Genomic DNA, 19547 nt, shown 5'->3' on the forward strand with positions numbered 1-19547 from the left:
CGAGGCGCCGGGCGGTGAGGCTAAACCGGTAGCGCGGCAGCAGCGGCGTGGCGTCGTCCGCCTGCAGCGCCGCGCCGCAGGTGAGGCTGAGCCGGGCGCCATTGCCGCCAGTAACGATGAGGCGCGGCTTCTGGTCCGGTGCGGCCGGGCGCACCGCCCAGCCGCGCAGCCCGCCGCGATGCGCCTCCACCACCCCTTCGATCCGGTTCAGCACCGCCTCGTCAGGTGGCGCCCCCAGAAAGGGCGGCTGGCCGTGCTGGATGCGTGTCCCTTGCGCATCCATTCCCTGAAACCCGCCATAGCCGGCATTCAGGCTGATATGCTGCAGGAACGCCGGCAGCTGCGGATCCTCCCCCAGACAATGACGGGCCAACAGCTCCTCGGCGGCGCGGGCGGCGGCGGCGGCATCGCCCTGGATCTGCGCGGCGATGGCCAGGCCAATCCAGGCGGTGGCGCTGTCATGCTTGGCCGCGATCTCGGCGAAACGCGCCGCCGCCCGCTTCGCACCGTCCGGCCCGGCCGCCAGCTCGCGCTGCGCCAGTTCGAGATCGATCCTGGGGTCTTTCGGCGCCAGCCGCTTGGCGCGCTGCAGCCAGAACAGCGCATCCTCGCCCGGACGCTGCGCCCGTAGATAGGCGGCGGTGGCGGTGCTGGGGTCTGCCGTGCCGGGCGTTTTGCTCAAGCGCGGATGCGGCTCATTCCGCCGCTGCCGCCGGTGGCAGGCCAGCGAGCGCGGCCTTGGCCTCGTCCAGCCCCGCCTCGGCGGCGAAGCTGAAGCATTGCCGTGCGGCTTCGAGATCGGGCGCGGTGGCGATGCCATCGCGCAGATACAGGCCGAGCATCAAGGCCGCGCGGGGATGCTGGCGCTGCGCCGCCTGGCGGTACCAGGCGAGGGATTTGGCGCGATCGGTCTCGATCTGATGGCCGCCGCCATAGAGCGCGCCGAGCGAGAACATCGCCTCCGCGCTCTCCTGTTCGCTGGCGCGCTCAAACAGCACCCGCGCCGCCTCATCGTCGCGCGGGCCGCCGAGGCCTTGCAGATGCAGCATGGCGAGATCCAGCAAGGCCGGCAGCAGATTGAAATCGGCGGCCTTCTGCAGCCAGAACCGCGCCTCCTCCAGATTCTGCTCCACCCCGCGCCCTTCGGCGAGGATGCGGCCATAGCGATACTGGGCATTGACGACATTGTCCGCCGCCTTGCGGAACCAATGCGCCGCCGCCGCGTCATCGCGCGCCACGCCGACCCCTTCGGCCAGGCAGACCGCGAAATTATAGGCGCCGATCGGATCGCCGGATTCGGCTGCCTTGGCGAACCAGTCCTGCACCGGCGGAATCTCCGCGACGCGCGGATTGACCTGACGCTTGACCACCATGCTGGCCAGATCCGTCTGGGCGCGCTGATCGCCCTGCTCGGCGGCCAGACGCAGCCATTTCGCCGCCTCGTCCGGGTTGCGCGGCACGGCGCCGATGCCGGTGAGGTTGAGCAGCCCGAGCGTGCGCGCCGCCCCGCGATGCCCGCCCTCGGCGGCCACCCGGAACCAGTTGGCGGCCTCGGCATAATTCGGCGGAAACCCGTCATCGCCCTTGGCGTAGATCTCGCCGACGCGCATCGCCGCCTCGGCATCGCCGGCCAGGGCGGCGCGGCGCAGCCAGGTTTCGCCCTCCACCTTGTTCTGCGCGATCACCTGGCCCTGATACAGCATGATGCCATAGCGGTGCTGGGCATCGCGGATGCCCTTCTCCGCCGCCAGCTTGTAATGCCTGGCGGCCTGTTCGAGATCCGCATGCACGCCGATGGCGCGCTCATGGATCAGCCCGAGATAGAAATGCCCGGTGGCCAGATCCGCCTCGGCCGCCTTGCGGATATGCGCGACGGCGGCAAAGGTTTTCTCGTCGTCATCGGCTTCCAGCAGCAGGATGGTGCCCAGCCCGAGATGGCCGTGCGGCAGGCCAGCGGCGGCGGCGCGGCCATACCAATGCTTGGCCTGCTCGATATTCTGCACCTCAGCCGGGCCGCGCGAATAGAGATAGCCTAGCTGGGTCTGCGCATTGGCTTCCCCGGCCTCGGCGGCAAGGGTCAGCCATTTCAGAGCCGCCTGAAGGTCCGGCGCGGTCTGCTCGGGCGTGTCGGCGCCTTGGTCCTGGGGGGCGAACAGGGCCTGGCTGTCATCATCGCGGTAGAGCCCATGGGCGTAGAGATTGCCCAGCTCCGCCTGCGCCTTGGCATCCCCCGCCTGGGCGGCCAGCAGCAGCCAGCGCGCCGCCTCCTTGGCGCTGCGAAAGCCGGTGGCGGCACCATTCAGGTAATAAAAGCCAAGCTCCCGCGCCGCGTCCGCCAGCCCGGCCTCGGCGGCGGTGGCGAAGAGCGGGAAGGCCCGCTCATGCGCGCCCTGGGCCGCCAGCTCGCGGGCGCGGGCCAGGGCCTTTTGCGGATTGCGCGCCGCCAGCTTGTCGGCAAGGGAGAATTTCACCGCCATGGCTCAGGGCTCGTGCAAGCTCTGATAGGCGACAGGCGCCATCTGCGAGAGGAAATAAGAGAGGATGGAATGCTTGCCGACGACGATATCCGCCTCCAGCGGCATCCCCGGCACCAGCCGGAAGCCGGGCGGCACATTATGCAGGTTCATCACATCCAAGGAGATCTGCGCCTTGTAATACAGCGTATGCGGCGCGGTGGGCAGCGGCGCGCCCATGGTCACGGCATTTTCCTGGTTCTGCGGGTTGATGCTCTCCGGGCTGACCGACTGCACGGTGCCCACGGCGCTGCCATAGCGGGTGGAATCCAGCGTGTTGAACTTGATGGTCACCTTGTCGCCCACCCGCACGAAGCCGGATTCATCGGCGGGAATATCGGCCTCGACGATGAAGGGGGCGTTGATCGGCGCCAGCTGCATCAGCTGCTGGCCGGCCTGCAGCACGGAGCCGACGGAAACCGGGGCCACGCTCTGCACGATCGCATCCTGCGGCGCCTGCAGCACCAGCAGCGCATGGTTGAGCTTCGCCTTCGCCAGCTCCTGCTGGGACTGGGCGAGATTATTCAGCGCGGTGGCGAGATCGGTCGAGATTTTCGCCCGGAACTCCTGCGCGAAGCTGTCGCGCTGGGCCTGCACCGCGGCGAGCTGGCGCTCATCCGCCTGCGCCTGGGACTGGGCCTGTGAGAGCTGCGCCTGGACATTCACCCGTTCATCGGTCGCGGCCTCTGAATCGAGCTGGCTGCCGACCTGCATCTGCTGCAGCTTCTTGCGCATCGCCTCGACATTGGTGGCGATCTTCAGGCGCTGGGCATAATAATCCGCCTGCTGCTGGTAGCCGGTGATCTGGGTTTTCAGCTGGTTGATCTGCTGGTCGTAATTCTCCAGCGTATAATGATACTGGCCCATCTGCTGGTTATAGGTCTGCAGCATCAGCGCCGAGGACGGGTTGTTGGGATCCGGCACATAGGGCTTGTCCTCTTCCTGCGCCTTCAGCTGCGCCACCTGGGCGGCGTAGTTCTGCTCCTGCTGGGTGAGGGAATCATAGTCCGCTGTCGCGTAGGTCGGGTCCAGCGAGGCCAGAACCTGGCCCTTATAGACGAGGTCGCCCGGGCGGACATTGATGTCGCGCACGATCGAGGCGGCGCTGAAGGCCTGCACGCTGATATCCGGCGTGGTGGCGTTCAGGATGCCGGTGGCGGTCACCAGCCGGTCCACCTTGAACACGGCGGCGATCAGCAGCACGATCGCCACCAGAGCGGTGATCGTATAGCCGGTCGAGCGCGCCAGCGGCGGCAGCGGTGTGGCGATGACGGCGGCGGTCGGGGACTGGAATTCCAGCGCCGCCATCGGCAGCGTGTCTTCCGCGCCGGTGGTCGCCAGCGCGCGCCGGGGGGATTTAGACAATAGCTGGCTGAGACGATTCATCGTCGAACCCTTCAGGCGCAAGGTGGCGGTTCTGCTGGAACCAGAGATGGCGATAGATGGCGCAACGCTGGACCAGCTCCTTATGCGGCCCGATATCCATGGTCTTGCCCTGATCGAGCACCATGATCAGGTCGCAATCCAGCAGCGAGGAGAGGCGGTGGGAGACGATGACCATCGTCCGCCCGGCGGCGATGCGCTGGATATTGGCATTCACCAGCGCCTCGCTTTCCGGGTCGAGCGCCGAGGTGGCTTCGTCCAGGATCAGCACGCGCGGGTCGGAGATCAGCGCGCGGGCGATGGCCAGGCGCTGCTTCTGCCCGCCGGAGAGGTTGGGCGAGCCTTCCTGGATGAAGGTGTCATAGCCATTGGGCAGACGCTCGATGAACTCCTCGGCCCCGGCCAGGCGCGCGGCGCGCACCGCATCCTCGAAGGACAGGCCCGGCCGCCCGGCGATGATATTATCCCGCACCGTGCCGCGAAACAGGAAGTTATCCTGCAGCACCATGCCGAAATTCTTGCGGATATGGCGCAGATTGATCTCGCGCATATCGGTGCCGTCGATGCGGATGGAACCGACATAGTCGCGGTTGATGCCCTGCAGCAGCCGGGTGATGGTGGATTTGCCCGAGCCCGAGCGCCCGACCAGCCCCAGCATGGTGCCGGCGGGGATCTTGAAATTCATCTTGTCCAGCGCCGGGGTCTTGGCCCCTTCATAGCGGAAGGTCACGTCCCGGAACTCGATCGCGCCCTCGAAGCGCGGCCGCAGCCCCGTGGTCAGCGCCTGGCGCTCATTTGGCCGGTTCAGCACATGGCCGACCTGATCGATCGAGGCGCGGGCCTGATGCACCTCGTCCAGCAGGCCGGCGAGGCTGACCAACGGGCCGGCGACGCGGCCGCCCAGCAGCATGAAGCCGAACAGGCTGGCGCTGTCGATCGAGTTCTGGGTGTGCAGCACGATGAAGGCGCCGACCAGAATGACGCCATAGCTGCAATAACGCTGCAGCGGCATGGTCAGCACCGCCGGCCAGTTGGCCATGCGCGCCTGCTCGACATTCAGCTCCGCCACCTCGGCGACGCTGGCATCCCATTGCGTGGCGCGGGGTATTCTCCAGCGCCAGCGCCTTGACGGTGCGGATGCCGAACACGGTTTCGATCAGGATCGAGCCCTTGGCCGATTCCGCCGCGATCACCTTGCCGATCAGGATGCCGATCGGGCGCAGGAACACGGCGATGATCGCCGCGATCAGGGCGGCGGCGATCAGGATGGTCCAGGCCAGCGGCGCGCTCATATAGAACAGGATCGGCAGCAGCAGGATCAGCATGAACACGTCGATGAAGGCGTTCATCAGCTTGCCGGTGAGGAAGTCCCGCACCCGGTTGACCTGGCTGATCTTGTAGGAAATCTGCCCGGCCTGCTCGCGTTCGAAAAATTCGATCGGCAGCGCCACCAGCCGGTCGAAGATCATCAGGTTGAGCTTCGCGTCCAGCTTCGCCGCGAGCACCACCTCCATCATCTTGCGGCTCCAGGTCATCATCGCCTCGAACAGCACCGCGACCAGCATCAGGATGATGACGAGATTGAGTGTCTGCGTGCTGTGGAACTGGATGACCACGCCGATGATGCGCATCACCACCAGGATCGGCACCAGGCTGAGCACGGTCAGCGTCACCGAGGTGATGGCGATATCGCGCAGGATCTTCGCATCGCCCCAGACGATCCGCGCGATCATGCCGAGATTGAAAGGCTGTTCCTCGAGCGCGCCATGGCGGCTGGAGCGGATCAGCAAGGTGGCGCCGCTCCAGACCTGCTTCAGCCGCAGCTCATCCACCAGCACCGGGGCGGCGGAGGTCGGCTGGCGCGGGTCACGCAGCACCAGCACGCCGCGTCCCCGGTCGCGCCCCACCAGCAAGGCGGCGCCGCCATCATCCAGCAGCAGGATGATGGGGGAGGGTGACTCCATATTCATGATCTGGCGGAAATTCATCTGCACGCCACGCGCCCACAGCCCGGCCTCCTTCAGCCAGACCACCAGCTCCGGCGGCGGCGGTGCGGCCTCGCTGCCGCGCAGGCGCAGCCCGTCCAGATCCATTTCGACGCCATGGAAGCGGGCGACGTTCAGCACCGCCGCCATCCGCGCCTCGCCAGCCTGGTTCAGCTGCAGCTTGGCATCGCTGAGGGCCGCCATGTCGGGATTGGCGGGACCTCTCGGCTCGTCGGCGCCCAATCCCGGGTTGCGCGGCGTGTCATTCATATGGTCTCAACCCTCACTCATGCGGCAGCATCCGGCGGCGCTAGGCACCGTGACGCACCCGCTTTATGCCCGGAAAACGGCGCGGAGCACAACGGTAAGACAGCGGGCCAGCGAAAGATAACCAATTCATAAAATACACAAAAATATAAAATTTTGTAAACTTCATGAAATGATTGTTGGTTTTCGGTCAGCTCGGGATTTGCCATCGCCGGGCGGGTTGCATTACCCAGAAGCGCAAATGACAGGCAGGCCCATGAAAATCAGACCCGCGACCACCGACGATTTGGCGCAGATGCAGGCGATCTACGCCTATCATGTGCTGCACGGCACTGGCTCTTTCGAGGATGTGCCGCCCTCTCTGGAGGAGTTGAGCCAGCGATTCGAGGCCAATCAGGCAGCCGGCTATGCCTGGCTGGTGGCCGAGGACGGGCCGAAAATCCTGGGCTATGGCTATTACGGCCCGTTCCGTACCCGCCCGGCCTATAAGCATACGGTCGAGGACAGCGTGTATGTGCGCGAGGATGTGCGCGGCCAGGGGGTCGGCAAGGCGCTGGTGCTCGGGCTGGTCGAAGCGGCGCAGGCGGCGGGCTATAAGCAGATGGTCTCGCTGATCGGGGATTCGGAGAACACCGCCTCGATCGGCGTGCATGCCAGCCTGGGCTTCCAGCATGCCGGCACGATGCGCAAGGTCGGCTTCAAGCTGGAGCGCTGGCTGGACGTGGTGATCATGCAGAAGGCGCTCTGAAGCGCCCGGCTTACATCCGCTCGAAAGAGCGGAATTTTTCCCAATCGGTGATTGCGGCGTTGAAGGCGTCCAGCTCCACCTTGGCCATATTGGCGTAGTGGGAGACCACCTCGGCGCCGAAGGCGGCGTGGGCGAAGGCGCTGGAGGCGAAATGCAGCGCCGCGTCGCCCAGGCTGGCTGGCACCCGGGGTAATGCCGCCTGATAGGCGTTGCCGGTGAAGGGCGCCACCGGCGCGTAATCCCCTTCGATCCCGGCGAGCCCCGCGGCGATCATCCCGGCCAGCGCCAAATACGGGTTCACATCCCCGCCCGGCAGCCGGTTTTCCACCCGCAGGCCCGGCCCATGCCCCACCACCCGGAAGGCGCAGGTGCGGTTATCCATGCCCCAGGCCAGGGCCGTCGGCGCGAAGCTGCTGGCGACATAGCGCTTATAGGAGTTGATGTTGGGGGCGTAGAATAAGGTCGTCTCCTCGGCATGGCGCAGCAGCCCGGCGATGAATTGCCGGAACAGCCGCGACGGGCCGTGCTGCTCGGCATCCAGAAACACAGCCTCGCCCGCCGCGTTGCGCAGCGAGAGATGGGCATGGCAGCTATTGCCCTCGCGCTCATTATATTTGGCCATGAAGGTCAGGGCCTGCCCTTCCTGCGCCGCGATCTCCTTGGCCGCTTCCTTGTAGATCACGTGCTTGTCGCAGCATTCCAGCGCCGGGCCGTAGCGGAAATTGATCTCGTGCTGGCCGAGATTGCACTCGCCCTTCGAGGTCTCGACCTGGATACCCGCCGCCTCCATGGCATTGCGGATGCGCCGCAGCAGCGGCTCCACCCGGGCGGTGCCGAGGATGGAATAGTCGTTATTATACTGGTTGGCCGGGGTGAGGCCGCGATAGCCCTTGTCCCACGCGGCCTCATAGCTGTCCTTGAACAGGATGAATTCCAGTTCGGTGGCGGCATAAGCGAACAGATCATGGCCGCGCAGCCGCTCCAACTGGCGCTTCAGGATGGTGCGCGGCGCCACCGCGGCCGGCTGATGGCCGGGCAGCTCGATATCGCACAGCACGATCGCCGCCCCCTCCTGCCAGGGGGCCAGGCGCAGCGTCGCGAGGTCCGGCCGGAAGACGAAATCCCCGAAGCCTTTTTCCCAGTTATTGATCGCATAGCCCTCGATCGGCTGGCATTCGATGTCGGTGGCCAGCAGATAGGCGCAGCCTTCCGCCTCGCCCTGCGCCACCATTTCCAGGAAATGGCGCGGCATCACCCGCTTGCCTTGCAGGCGGCCTTGCATGTCCGGGATGGCCATGATCACCACATCCAACGCGCCGCGTTCGGCCAGCGCCCGCAGCTCTGGCAGGGTCAATTGTGTATCGGCCATGTCCCGCACCTCGTCTTGTTGCTTGGCCTTTGATTATACGCGCTTGTTGGCGGCTTCATAGGCTGGGCGGCGAAGGGCAGGGGCATGAAAAAGGCCCCTTGCGGGGCCTTTTTCAACGCGCTCGATCAATTCTCTTCGAAGCTGGCGTCCGCCGGCGCCAGGGACTTGATCAGATCGAAGATCCGCTTGCGCATCGGGGCGTCGGGGATGCGGTAATAGGCCCGCACCAGCTCCAGCGTTTCGCGCTTGGTGAGCTGATCATCGATGCCGACGCTGAACGGCTCCTGCTGCTCGGCGAAGCCATAGGTGCGGCCGCGCGGGCCGGAAACCGGGCTCTCGGCCATGCCCTCGGGCATATCATCGAAGAAATAGGAGATGGGGACATCCAGGATCCGCGAAATATCGAACAGGCGCGAGGCGCCAACGCGGTTCATGCCGCGCTCATATTTCTGCACCTGCTGGAAAGTCAGCCCCAGCGCATCGCCGAGGCGTTCCTGGGACATGCCCAGCAAAGTCCGGCGGAGACGAATCCGCGACCCGACATGCACGTCGATGGGACTGGGACGGCTTTCACGTTCCGGACGCTCAGCGTTCTCTTCAGCCATAAATGTCTTACTCTCCAGCATCCGACGCGATTACGTCGAATTAAGATTTGACCGTTCCAGTCGACGCGCGCGTGCGCCACGTGAACGGCACATAGAATAACAAAAAGGCCAGGATATACTAGCCTAAGTTAAGTTAACAGGCGTTAACCGCAAAATCAATACAAAACTCATCAAATTGAATTATTAAATAGACACAACATTTATAACCCTATCAATTTTGCAACTTTTTGGTGTATCCTATGGCGAGACCGGCGATGAGCAGGGCCAATGATAGCATCAAGGGGATTTCAAGCCCCCAGCGCGCATAGAGAGTCGCGGGTTGGGCGGCCGGCAGCGGCGCGACGAGCACGCCCTGCGCATCCAGCGGCAATAAGGCGGTCACCCGTCCGAACGGATCGATGACCGCCGAAATCCCGGAATTTGCAGCGCGCACCAGCGGTAATCCCTCTTCCACGGCGCGCAAACGGACATCGGCGAAATGCTGGCGCGGCCCGGCCGAATCGCCGAACCAGGCATCGTCGGTGATGTTGACGATCCAGGAGGGGCGGTGCGCCTCGTCGATAATCTGGCCGCTGAAGATCGCCTCATAGCAGATGATCGGCGCGAAAGCCGGCAGGCCGGGGATGTCGGCGATGGTTTCCGGGCCGCTGCCGGGGGTGAAGCCGCCTTCGAGCAGGCTGGGGATGATCTTCAGCGGAATCCAATGCGGCATATATTCGCCGAACGGCACCAGCTTCCATTTATCATAGACGGCAAGCGGTGGTTGTGGCCCGTCCGTGACGATCAAGGAGTTGCGGTAATCCTTCGGCCCGGCGACTCGCAGGCTGCCGGCGATGATCGGGGTGGTGCCGGTGACGGCGGCAAGCTGGGCGCGGGCATTATCGTCGCTCTGCAGCAGCCAGGGGCTGGCGGCTTCGGGCCAGATCACCGTGGTCGCCCCGGCCTTGATCCCGGCCTGGCTCATCGCCAGCAGGCGCTGCCAGTTGGCGAGCAAAGCCGGGCGGGAGAAATCCGGCGGCTCCGGAAAATCCGGCTGCAGCAGGGCGACTTTCGTGTCGGTCTGGCCCTCGGGGGTGGCCAGCCGCACCCAGCCATAGCCGGCCCAAAGGGCCAGCACCGCCACCAGCGCCGCCAGCCCCTTGCGGCCGAAGAGCGGCATCGCGGCCAGGAAGACGGTGAGCAGCGTCAGCCCGTAAACTCCGAACAGGCTTGCCGGCTGCAGGAAGATATTGCCGAGCGTGCCAGGAATCGCCCAATCCGTGCCCCAGAAATTCCAGGGAAAGCCGGTGAAGAGGAATTGCTGGGCGAGGTTGGAGAGCCCCCAGACCCCGGTGAAGACCAGCACCCGGCCCAGCCCCGGCCGTACCAGCCGCGCCGCCAGCACTGGCGGGATGGTGTAGAACGCCACCGCAAAGGCCAGCGCCGGGGCGGCGAGCGGCACCAGCCACCAGAAGGTCTGCGCCTCGGTGAGGATGGGCTCGGTGATCCAGTACAGCCCGGCGAGCGCCAGGCCGAAGCCGTAGCACCAGCCGGTCAGCGCCGCGCGTTTTAAGTTCGGCGCCTGGTCCACCAGCCGCAGCAAGGCCGGCACGGAAAACAGCAGAACCGGAAGCAGATGCACCGGCGGCAGCGCCAGGGCGGCGGCGAGCCCCCACAAAAAAGCCCGCGCGAGCGGGGCTTTCTGCAGGCGCTCAGACAGCGCGCGGAAGAGGGCGACCGGCCGCTTATCCGCGGGGGAGGTGGTAAAATTCTGCGACATCTTTGAAATCCACCGCGTTTTTATGTTTGGCGCTGGGCCTGGTCTCATCCTGCGGGCGCACCAGCTGGCAGGTCGCCAGCCCCGCCGCCGCCGCCGCGTCCAACTCGGCTTCGACATCCGAGAGAAACAACGCCTCCTCCGGCGCCCCGCCGATCGCCCGGGCGATGGCCTGATAGCTGCCCGATTCGCGCTTTGGCCCGACGGTCGTATCGAAATAAGACTGAAACAGAGGCGTGAGGTCTCCCTCCGGCGTATGGCGGAACAGCAGCTTCTGGGCGGCCACGGAGCCCGAGGAATAGACGTAAAGCCGCAAGCCGGCGCGCATCCAGCGGCGCAAGGCAGGGGGCACGTCCGCGTAAATCTCCCCGGTCAGCTCGCCCTTGGCGTAGCCCTCGGCCCAGATCTCGCCCTGAATGCTCTTCAGCGCGGTGATCTTCTCATCCCGGTCCATCCAGCCCAGCAGCGTCTCCAGCTTCGGCTCCGCCACCTCGGCCAGCGCCGGGTGTTCCGGATGGGCGGCCAGGAAATCCGCCATCCGCGCCCGCGCATAAGGAAACAGCACCCGATGCACGAAGCTGATCGGCGTCGTGGTGCCCTCGATATCCGTGATGACCGAGAGAATCACGCGACCGGAAACCGCTTGGAAATCTCATCCCCGGTGAATTGCGCCACCCAGCCGGACGGGTCGGTAAACACCCGCAAGGCGGTAAAGCTCGGCGCCGGCCCGGCATCGAACCAATGCTTGATGCCGGTGGGCACGAAGATCAGATCGCCCTTTTCGCAGAGCGCGTCATAGACGCGGCCATTGGCGTGTAGCACGAAATGCCCGGCCCCCTCCACGAAGAACCGGATTTCCGGCTCGCTATGGGTATGCTCGGAGAGGAACTTCTCCCGCAGCGCGCCGGCCTGCGGATGATCCGGCGAGAGCTTGATCACATCCGCCGAGCCCGCCCCGGTCTCGCCCATCAGCGTGTCCAGATAAGGCCGGTAAGCCTCCAGAATCTCATCCGAGCTGGCTTCGGCGGAAAGCTGCACCGGGCTCTCCCAGCGCTCGAACCCGACCTCGATGGTCTTCAGCTCGGCGGCGACCGCCACCGGATCGGTGCTGTCGAACACCGGCGTGCCGGGGTTGGTGTCTTCATAAACGGTCAGACGGCTCATTTCAGCTTCCTCCGCTCCAGCTCACAGGCCAGCAGGAATTCCAGCGCCTCCAGGCGCCAATAGGCATGCTCGACATCTTTGCCCCAGGCATAGATGCCATGCCCGGCCAGCACATAGCCGATCGGCGTTTCCGCGATCAGATCGGGCTCGATCAAGGCCGCCAGCCGGCCGATATCCTGGTCGTTCTCATAAACCGGCAGGGTGATTTCCAGCTCATGGGTAGGAAAGCCGAAGGCTTTCAGCAGCTCATAATTGGCGAAGCTGATCGGCCCCTCCTTGGAGAGCACGGTGGCGGCCACGGAATGGCCGTGCAGTACCGCGCCCACGGGCGGGAACAGCCGGTAGAGCTGGCAATGCAGCAGCGTCTCCGCACTCGGCTTCTGGTTGGAGACCAGCGGCTTGCCGGCATAATCCACCGCGATGATGTCCTCATCCGGCTTCAGCCGGCCTTTATGGACACCGCTGCGGGTAATGGCGATGCTCTGCCCGTCCAGGCGCGAGGACAGGTTGCCGGCGGAGCCGGGAACCCAGCCGCGCGCATCCATTCGGCGCCCGATCTCCGCCAGCGCCGACGCCGCCTCAGATGGGACCATGTCAGCCCTGGTGGGTCGTCGTGGTCTTGACCTGCTGCTCCGGCAGCGGGGCGTTCAGCTCGCTCATCCGCGCGTCAGCCGCGGGCGCGGGCTTTTCAGCGGGCTTGTCTTCCTCGGCCATGCTCTGCTTGAAGCTCTTGATGCCCTTGCCGAGGTCACCCATCATCGAACTCACCCGGCCGCGGCCGCCCAGCAGAAGGAGGGCAACGACGAGAACAATCAGCCAATGCCAGATGCTTAAACCACCCATAACCTACACTCCAAAACCGCTATCGGCGGTTAGTGTACCGAATTCCCCTTCCCCTGCCAAATGCCCCATTATTGGCTAATGTAACAGCGGGGCGGCGAGCAACAGGCCGGTATTATAGGCGATGTGCAAGGCGATGCCGGGGCGAATGGAGCCCAGCCGCAGCCGCAAGCCGCAATTGATCAGCGCTAGCAGCGTCACATCCACGAAGCCCGGCGGGTAATGCAGCTTTTCGGGCGCATGCAGGGCCGCGAAGAGCAGGCTGGAGAGCAAGGCCGCCCAAACTGGGCCAAGCCGGCTGGCCAGCCCCGCGAACAGAATGCCGCGAAACAGAATCTCCTCGACAATCGGCGCCAGCACGCAGATGGCTAGCAGCAAGGCCGGCAGCGCCCAGAGCGGGCCGGAGAGCATCCGCGCCGAGGGCAGGGATTGCAGCTTCGCCGGATCCGGTGGCAGCAGATGAAAAATCCCCAGCACCAGCAGGATCACCGCCAGGGCCAGGATCAGCGCCAGCGCATAATCCTGGCCGCGCGCCGGGCGCCAGGCGAGGCCAGCGGGGCTGCCATCCTGCGCCAGAGCCGGGCCCAGCCGGCGCAGCGCGCCCACCAGCCAGAGTGCCACCGCCAGCTCGCCGCTAATGACGATCTCCATCAGGCTCAGCGGCTTGTGGAAATCCGGCAGATGTACCCGCCCGGTATGCAGGCTTTGCAACAGCCCGGCATCCAGCGGCAGCAGCACCGGCAGCAAAGTCGCCAGCCCCATCACCAGCCCGGCCAGGAGCAGCAGCCAGATTGCACGTAGCGGCCCGAGCCAGGCAGGCCCCGTGGCCCTTGTGCCGGGCAGCCCGCCAAAGCACAGCGCCAGCAGGCCCAGCGCCAGCCCCTCGGCCGCCCCCAGCCCGAGGAAATAAAGCTGCATTTTTAGGGGGTAATGCCCGGGATCGGCGGCGAGATCCCCGGCCGCGAAACATAAGACCGCGCCAATGGCCGCGAACAGCGCCGCCCAGCCGAGAGCTGCCAGTGCCCGCCTCATGCCGCGAATCCGTGCAGCAGCGTGTCCGGATGCACGCCCTCCGCCCGCAAGGCGCGCAGCGTCTGCGCCTTGTCGCGCTTGGCCAGCCTTTGCCCGTCCGGCCCCAGCAGCAGGCGATGGTGATGGTAGATCGGGGTTTCATAGCCCAGCAGCTTTTGCAGCAGCACCTGGATATGCGTCGCCTCACGCAGATCCTCGCCGCGGATCACATGAGTCACCCCCTGTAGCGCATCGTCATGCACCACGCAGAGATGATAGCTGGTTGGCGTGTCCTTGCGGGCCAGCACCACATCGCCCAGCCGGCGAGGCTGCGCCTCCACCCAGCCGGTCGCTTCCTCGAAGAACCGCAACGGCCCAGCCTCAGCGCAGGCGCGCATTGTATCCAGCCGCAGCGCGTAAGGCGCGCCGTTCTCCATCCGTGCCGTGCGTTCGGCGGCACTCAGATGCTTGCAGGTGCCTGGGTAGATGCCTTCCGCCGCATGCGGAGCGGATTGCGCCTTGGCGATTTCCGCGCGGCTGCAAAAGCACGGATAAAGCAGCCCGCGCCCCGCCAGCCCCTCCAAAGCCGCGCGATAATCGGCGAAATGCGCGGATTGGAGTCGCACCTCCCCCTCCCAGCGCAGCCCCAGCCAGGCCAGGTCTTCTTTGATCGCATCGGCGAATTCTGCCTTGCAGCGCGTGGTGTCGATATCCTCCAGCCGCAAAAACCACTGCGCCGCGCGGCTGCGCCCGAGCCAGGCGGAATAAGCGTGGCCCAGATGCAGATAGCCGGTGGGGCTGGGGGCGAAGCGGGAGATGATGCTCATATTGCCCCCTGATATAGCGCGCCGCCCTGGCTTCACGAACCGGCCTTGCAGATGACAAATGGGCGACAATCAAGCCCGATGCTTGCCGCCCATCGCGCCGCCTGTCATAAAGTCCACATGACTCGAACGGCCTACCATATGTGGCAGCGTTTCGTATCTGCCCCCCAAGATTTCGGCCTCAGCCCGGATAGGCGAGACTGATGCCCGACGGCGGTTTGCATTTTCCCGCCCTCGTCCTCAATGCGGATTTCCGTCCGCTTTCCTATTTTCCGTTATCGACCTGGACCTGGCAGGATGCCGTGAAAGCGGTGTTCCTGGACCGGGTTTCGGTGCTGTCGGAATATGAGCAAGAGGTGAGATCGCCCAGCTTCTCCATGCGCCTGCCCAGCGTGATCGCCTTGCGCGATTTCATTCCCTCGGCGCGCATGCCTGCCTTCACGCGGTTCAACGTGTTCCTGCGTGACGGGTTTTCCTGCCAATATTGCCTTGATCGTCGCGCCACCCAGGAGCTGACCTTCGACCATGTGATCCCGCGCGCCCGCGGCGGGCGGACCAGCTGGGAGAATGTCGTCACCGCCTGCGGCCCCTGCAATCTGCGCAAGGGCTCGAAAATGCCGCGCGAGTGCAATATGATCCCCCGACAGGAGCCGCGCCGGCCCACCGGCTATGAGCTGCAGGAGCGCGGGCGGCATTTTCCGCCCAACTATCTGCATGAGAGCTGGCGCGATTATCTGTATTGGGATTCGGAACTGGAAGGATAGACCATGGCGTTGACGCTGGAGACCGCGCAGAAAATCATCGCGGGGGCGCTGGCCCATGCCAAGAGCATCGAGACCAAGCCGCTGGCGGTGGTGGTGCTGGATGCGCGCGGCGCGCAGAAGGCGTTCGCGGCGCAGGATGGCACCTCGCTGAAGCGTGGCGAAATCGCGATGGGCAAGGCGCAAGGCGCGCTGGGGCTGGGCATGGGCTCGCGGGCGCTGATGAAGCGGGCCGAGCAGCAGCCTTATTTCATCGCCGCCGCCACCGCCGCCATTGGCGGTTCGCTGGTGCCGGTGCCAGGCGGGGTGTTGATCCGCCAGAACGGGGCGATCATCGGTGCGGTGGGCATTTCCGGCTGCACGTCGGACAATGACGAGGCCTGCGCCGTGGCCGGGATCTCCGGCGCTGGCCTGGACGCGGACGGCGGTTAGCAAAAGTTTTTTGGTGCCGCTTTTTTACAAAAAAGCGGCGAAAACGTTTGGGGCGTTGGCAACGAGGTTGCCAACGCCCCAAACGTTTTGCAGCCCTTTTTGAAAAAAGGGCTGCACCCCAAAAACTTCTGTTATCCTGGCGTAAACGCGTTGAACGCGGTCATCGTCGAAGTATCCCGAATCCCCGGCACCTTGTGCAGATGTTTGTTCACGAACAATCCCGGATCCTCGTCCTCCTCCAGATTGATGATCGCCATCAGATCATATGGCCCGGAAATCGAGTAGATATGGCAGGGGATCACATTGTCGATGATATAGGCCGCCACCTCATAGGCCTGGCCCAGCTCGCATTTGATCTGCACGATCAGCGTTTTCATGCGTATTCCTTCAATTCCTGCACGCCCTGGGATTCCACGGCGAAGTTTTTCAGCTGCTCGATGAACCAGCGCCCGGCCGGGCCCGGCGGCGCATCCTGCCGGTAGGCGGCGGACATGCTGATCTGCACCCGTGCTGGAATGTCCTGCAATTGCAATTCCCGCAAGCGCCCGGCATCGAGATCGTTCTGCACCATCTCCAGCGGCATACCGCCCCAGCCAAGACCTGCGAGCAGAAACGCATGTTTCGCGCCCAGATCCGCCAGCCGCCAGTTGCGCCTGGAATGCACGCTGAATTCCTGCCCGTCGGTCAGTTCCGTGCGGTCGGTCAGCACCAGCTGCACATGCTGCGCCACCTCGCATTCACCCAAAGGGGCGTTCTTCATCGCCAGCGGATGCGAGGGGGCGGCGACGTTTACCATCTCCACCGCCAGCAGCCGCTCGGTCATCAGCCCGGAAATGCTGATCGGCAGGTTGCACAAGATGCCGATCTGGCTTTGCTGCTGCAGCACATTCTTCGCCACCCCGCCCAGCGCCTCGACATAAAGCCGCAGCGGGGTGAGGGGGAAGCGCTTGCCGAACACCTCCGCCGTGCGGGTGAGCACGGACATCGGGAACATCACATCCACCGCCACGGACAGCTCCGATTCGATTCCCGCCGCCATGCCCCTGGCGCGGGATTTCATCAGCGCCATGCCGCCCAGCATCGCCTTCGCATCGGCCAGCAGCAGCTCGCCCCCCGGTGTGAGTTCCGGATAGCGTCCCTCGCGCCGGAACAGCTCCACCCCCAGCTGCTCCTCAAGATTGGCGATCGCCTGGCTGACCACGGATTGCGCCCGCCCCAGCCTGCGCCCCGCGGCGGAAAAGCTCTTCTCCTCCGCCGCGGCGGCGAAAATCCGCAACTGGTCGAATGTCACGCCCTCAATCATGCGAACCTATCGGCAAATAAGATGGTATCCATCTTTATATATAGGCTTCTGCGCCGAAAATCATCTCTTTAATAAGGCTCCGAACCGCGCCGCAGACCGGCGCCATAGTCAGGAGTGACATCATGAAGCTTTGGCATATCGATTCCAGCGTGCTCGGCGATAATTCCGCCTCCCGCAAGCTTACCGCCGAGATCGTGGCGCGCGAAAAAGCGAAGCATCCCGGCCTCGAGATCTCGTATCTGGACGTCGCCGCCACCCCGCTGGGTCATCTCTCTCCGGCCCATGTCGGCGCCATGTTCGGCCACCCGCCCACCGACGAGGCCACTTTGGCCGACATCGCCCGTGGCGCCGCCGCGATGGACGAGCTGTTCGCCGCCGATATCATCGTCATCGGCGCGCCGATGTATAATTTCGGCATCCCCAGCCAGCTGAAGGCGCTGATCGACCGCCTGCTGGTCGCCGGCAAGAGCTTCAAATATGGCGATGGCGGCGTGCCGGTCGGGCTCGTCCCGGCGGGCAAGAAGGTCATCATCGCCTCCACCCGTGGCGGGCTCTACACCCCGGGCAACCCGGCGGCGGCGCTGGAGCATCAGGAGAGCCACCTGACCGCGCTGCTGAATTTCATCGGCCTCACCGACATTGTGTTCGTGCGCGCCGAAGGCCTGGCGCTGCCTGATAACCGCGCCCCGTCGATGGCGAAGGCCGAGGCCGAGATCGCCAAACTGTAAAATCTTGGGGGCTTTTTGAAAAAAAGCCCCCAAACCCCCAAAAACTTTTGCCATTATTCATTGTGTTTCGCAGGGAGTTCTCATGAAGACCCAGGTTATCGCGCTTGCTGCTCTCGCTCTGCCCGCCTTCGCCATGGCGCAGACCGCCCCCAACCCGAACCCGGCGGACGTGAAGGCCGGCACCTACAGCGTCGAGCCCACCCATACCCGCATCCTGTTCGCGGTGGACCATATGGGCTTCACCACCTGGTACGGCGATTTCACCAACGCCGCCGGCACCCTCACGCTGGACCCGAAGAAGCTCTCCGCCTCCAGCTTCGACATCACCGTGCCGACCGACAGCGTCACCACCACCAACACCACGCTGGATGGCGAGCTGAAATCCCCCGAATGGTTCGATGCGGCGAAGTACCCGACCATCGAATTCAAGTCCGAGAAGATCGTGCGCACCGGCAAGGATACCGCTCTGGTCACCGGTGAGTTCACCTTCCATGGCGTCACCAAGCCGCTGACCCTCAGGGCGAAGTTCAATGCCGGCGGCATCAACCCGCTGAGCAAGCAATATACGATCGGCTTCAACCTCTCCGGCTCGCTGAAGCGCTCAGACTTCAACCAGAAAACCTACCTGCCGCTGATCGGCGACAATGTCGCCATCACCATCAGCGCCGCCTTCGTTCAGAAGTAATATGGCCGCGCGGTCGCGCTATGATCTGGTTGCGATCACCCTGCATTGGGTGATCGCGCTGGGGATGCTGTTCCAGATCGCGATGGGGCTGGCGATGGTGCATTGGGGCTTTCCCATCGGCACCAAATTCATGCTGTTCCAGCTGCATAAATCCATCGGCATCACCATTCTGGCGGCGGTGATTTTGCGGGTTCTCTGGCGCATCGGTCACAAACCGCCCGCCTTACCCGGCTCGATGACCAAGCTGGAGGTCAAGGCCGCGCATGGCACGCACCATCTGCTCTATCTGCTGATGCTGGAAATTCCGCTCAGCGGCTGGCTGGTCGCCTCGCTCTCGCCGCTGCATATCCCGACGGTTCTGTACAAAACCATCCCCTGGCCCGTGCTTCCCGTGCCGGCGGGCTGGGTGAGCCAGCTCGGCGAGCACCGCGCCGGCACGCTGCATGCCTGGAGCGCCTACATCATCCTGGCGGCGATCGGGGTGCATCTGCTGGCGGTGATCCGTCATCAATTTTTCAAACGCGACGGCGTGCTGGCCCGCATGCTGCCCTTCTCCCGGAGCGCCTGATGAAACCCTCACTTCTCCTGGCCGGCTTCCTGCTGGCCGGCTCCCCGGCTCTGGCGGCGGATTGGAGCATCCAGCCCGCCGCCTCCAGCCTCACCTTCACCGGCACCGAAACCGGCGCCTCCTTCACCGGCAGCTTCGGCAGCTGGGGCGGGCAGATCTCTTACGACCCAGCAAAGCCGCAGGAGGCGCATGTGCATCTCACCATCGCCCTGGCCAGCGCCAAATCCGGCGATGCCCAGCGCGACCAGGCGATGCCGGGCTCGGACTGGTTCGATGTCAGCGCCTTCCCGCAGGCGACTTTCGATGCCACCGGTTTCACCCCGCAGGGCGGTGACAAATTCATGGCCAATGGCACGCTGACGATTCGCGGCGTGAAGAAGCCGGTGTCGCTGCCGTTCACGCTCGAAGTCACCGGCAGCAAGGCGGTGGCGAAGGGCAAGATCACGCTCACCCGCACGGATTTCGGCGTGGGGCAGGGGGCCTGGAGCAGCGGCGATTATGTCGGGCTGAAGGTGGATGTCGCGTTCACGCTGACGGCGACCTCCTAAGAATCTGACTTAAGGGCGCAAAAGTGTGTGTCGTTCGTTACGTTACGTACGTAACGT

22 protein-coding genes and 1 pseudogene are annotated in these 19547 nt (G+C 64.7%); 7 read left to right on the forward strand and 16 right to left on the reverse strand.

Annotation, left to right across the window (positions count from 1 at the left end; all coding sequences use genetic code 11):
• The 5 genes and pseudogenes from MXAZACID_RS19160 to MXAZACID_RS20025 form a co-directional block, all read right to left on the reverse strand.
• Positions 1 to 682 (reverse strand): annotated as a pseudogene (locus MXAZACID_RS19160) (hypothetical protein); the annotation flags it as partial.
• A gap of 13 nt (positions 683 to 695) precedes the next feature.
• Positions 696 to 2477, reverse strand: a complete 1782-nt coding sequence (locus MXAZACID_RS04450) for a tetratricopeptide repeat protein (RefSeq protein WP_008492912.1) — start codon at positions 2475 to 2477, stop codon at positions 696 to 698.
• Positions 2478 to 2480: 3 nt separating this feature from the next.
• The gene (locus MXAZACID_RS04455; protein ID WP_083878469.1) at positions 2481 to 3899 is read right to left on the reverse strand and encodes an HlyD family type I secretion periplasmic adaptor subunit; all 1419 of its coding nucleotides are present in this window, start codon (positions 3897 to 3899) and stop codon (positions 2481 to 2483) included.
• Complete coding sequence (locus MXAZACID_RS20020; RefSeq protein ID WP_371137075.1) at positions 3871 to 4806, reverse strand: peptidase domain-containing ABC transporter; 936 nt, start codon at positions 4804 to 4806, stop codon at positions 3871 to 3873. Before MXAZACID_RS20020 ends, MXAZACID_RS04455 begins: the two co-directional genes overlap by 29 nt.
• Complete coding sequence (locus MXAZACID_RS20025; RefSeq protein ID WP_240376526.1) at positions 4688 to 6151, reverse strand: ABC transporter transmembrane domain-containing protein; 1464 nt, start codon at positions 6149 to 6151, stop codon at positions 4688 to 4690. Before MXAZACID_RS20025 ends, MXAZACID_RS20020 begins: the two co-directional genes overlap by 119 nt.
• A gap of 253 nt (positions 6152 to 6404) precedes the next feature.
• On the opposite strand from MXAZACID_RS20025, the gene MXAZACID_RS04465 reads away from it, so the two are divergent.
• Entirely contained in the window at positions 6405 to 6896 is a 492-nt protein-coding gene (locus MXAZACID_RS04465) for a GNAT family N-acetyltransferase (protein WP_008492914.1), read from the forward strand.
• Between the two features lie 10 nt (positions 6897 to 6906).
• Here MXAZACID_RS04465 and MXAZACID_RS04470 read toward each other — a convergent pair whose 3' ends face one another.
• The 9 genes from MXAZACID_RS04470 to gluQRS form a co-directional block, all read right to left on the reverse strand.
• Complete coding sequence (locus tag MXAZACID_RS04470; RefSeq protein WP_008492915.1) at positions 6907 to 8265, reverse strand: glutamine synthetase family protein; 1359 nt, start codon at positions 8263 to 8265, stop codon at positions 6907 to 6909.
• A 125-nt stretch (positions 8266 to 8390) separates the two neighbouring features.
• A complete protein-coding gene (locus MXAZACID_RS04475) occupies positions 8391 to 8870 on the reverse strand; it encodes a helix-turn-helix domain-containing protein (RefSeq protein ID WP_039884732.1) in 480 nt (159 codons plus the stop codon).
• Between the two features lie 211 nt (positions 8871 to 9081).
• Entirely contained in the window at positions 9082 to 10629 is a 1548-nt protein-coding gene (lnt, locus tag MXAZACID_RS04480; protein WP_008492917.1) for an apolipoprotein N-acyltransferase, read from the reverse strand.
• A complete protein-coding gene (mtnC, locus tag MXAZACID_RS04485) occupies positions 10595 to 11254 on the reverse strand; it encodes an acireductone synthase (RefSeq protein ID WP_008492919.1) in 660 nt (219 codons plus the stop codon). Before mtnC ends, lnt begins: the two co-directional genes overlap by 35 nt.
• Complete coding sequence (locus tag MXAZACID_RS04490; protein WP_008492921.1) at positions 11251 to 11790, reverse strand: acireductone dioxygenase; 540 nt, start codon at positions 11788 to 11790, stop codon at positions 11251 to 11253. The genes mtnC and MXAZACID_RS04490 overlap by 4 nt, the downstream gene beginning before the upstream one ends.
• Positions 11787 to 12383, reverse strand: a complete 597-nt coding sequence (locus MXAZACID_RS04495) for a methylthioribulose 1-phosphate dehydratase (protein WP_008492922.1) — start codon at positions 12381 to 12383, stop codon at positions 11787 to 11789. Before MXAZACID_RS04495 ends, MXAZACID_RS04490 begins: the two co-directional genes overlap by 4 nt.
• Position 12384: 1 nt before the next feature.
• Complete coding sequence (locus MXAZACID_RS04500; RefSeq protein WP_008492923.1) at positions 12385 to 12633, reverse strand: twin-arginine translocase TatA/TatE family subunit; 249 nt, start codon at positions 12631 to 12633, stop codon at positions 12385 to 12387.
• 75 nt (positions 12634 to 12708) lie between these two features.
• The gene (locus MXAZACID_RS17660; RefSeq protein ID WP_008492924.1) at positions 12709 to 13662 is read right to left on the reverse strand and encodes a CPBP family intramembrane glutamic endopeptidase; all 954 of its coding nucleotides are present in this window, start codon (positions 13660 to 13662) and stop codon (positions 12709 to 12711) included.
• Positions 13659 to 14468 carry a tRNA glutamyl-Q(34) synthetase GluQRS gene (gene gluQRS, locus MXAZACID_RS04510; protein WP_008492925.1) on the reverse strand — a complete coding sequence of 270 codons (810 nt, stop codon included), beginning with the start codon at positions 14466 to 14468 and terminating at the stop codon, positions 13659 to 13661. The genes MXAZACID_RS17660 and gluQRS overlap by 4 nt, the downstream gene beginning before the upstream one ends.
• Positions 14469 to 14668: 200 nt before the next feature.
• On the opposite strand from gluQRS, the gene MXAZACID_RS04515 reads away from it, so the two are divergent.
• Together MXAZACID_RS04515 and MXAZACID_RS04520 are read left to right on the forward strand one after the other, a co-directional pair.
• The gene (locus tag MXAZACID_RS04515) at positions 14669 to 15229 is read left to right on the forward strand and encodes an HNH endonuclease (RefSeq protein WP_008492927.1); all 561 of its coding nucleotides are present in this window, start codon (positions 14669 to 14671) and stop codon (positions 15227 to 15229) included.
• 3 nt (positions 15230 to 15232) lie between these two features.
• Positions 15233 to 15658, forward strand: coding sequence for a heme-binding protein (locus MXAZACID_RS04520; protein WP_008492928.1), 426 nt, complete (start codon positions 15233 to 15235; stop codon positions 15656 to 15658).
• A 131-nt stretch (positions 15659 to 15789) separates the two neighbouring features.
• Here the strand turns inward: MXAZACID_RS04520 and MXAZACID_RS04525 are convergent, their stop codons facing one another.
• Both MXAZACID_RS04525 and MXAZACID_RS04530 read right to left on the reverse strand, forming a co-directional pair.
• Positions 15790 to 16035: an Lrp/AsnC ligand binding domain-containing protein gene (locus tag MXAZACID_RS04525; protein WP_008492929.1), complete on the reverse strand. Its 246-nt coding sequence runs from the start codon at positions 16033 to 16035 to the stop codon at positions 15790 to 15792.
• Positions 16032 to 16961, reverse strand: coding sequence for a LysR family transcriptional regulator (locus MXAZACID_RS04530; RefSeq protein WP_008492930.1), 930 nt, complete (start codon positions 16959 to 16961; stop codon positions 16032 to 16034). The genes MXAZACID_RS04525 and MXAZACID_RS04530 overlap by 4 nt, the downstream gene beginning before the upstream one ends.
• Before the next feature lie 122 nt (positions 16962 to 17083).
• Between MXAZACID_RS04530 and MXAZACID_RS04535 the strand changes: the two genes are divergently transcribed.
• From MXAZACID_RS04535 to MXAZACID_RS04550, 4 genes are all read left to right on the forward strand, one after another.
• Positions 17084 to 17689, forward strand: a complete 606-nt coding sequence (locus MXAZACID_RS04535; RefSeq protein WP_008492931.1) for an FMN-dependent NADH-azoreductase — start codon at positions 17084 to 17086, stop codon at positions 17687 to 17689.
• Positions 17690 to 17771: 82 nt separating this feature from the next.
• Positions 17772 to 18374, forward strand: a complete 603-nt coding sequence (locus tag MXAZACID_RS04540) for a YceI family protein (protein ID WP_008492932.1) — start codon at positions 17772 to 17774, stop codon at positions 18372 to 18374.
• A gap of 1 nt (position 18375) precedes the next feature.
• A complete protein-coding gene (locus MXAZACID_RS04545; protein ID WP_008492933.1) occupies positions 18376 to 18942 on the forward strand; it encodes a cytochrome b in 567 nt (188 codons plus the stop codon).
• Positions 18942 to 19490 carry a YceI family protein gene (locus MXAZACID_RS04550; protein ID WP_008492934.1) on the forward strand — a complete coding sequence of 183 codons (549 nt, stop codon included), beginning with the start codon at positions 18942 to 18944 and terminating at the stop codon, positions 19488 to 19490. The genes MXAZACID_RS04545 and MXAZACID_RS04550 overlap by 1 nt, the downstream gene beginning before the upstream one ends.
• Positions 19491 to 19547: the final 57 nt, after the last annotated feature.

This window comes from Acidocella sp. MX-AZ02, assembly GCF_000306035.1.
Lineage (GTDB): Bacteria > Pseudomonadota > Alphaproteobacteria > Acetobacterales > Acetobacteraceae > Acidocella > Acidocella facilis.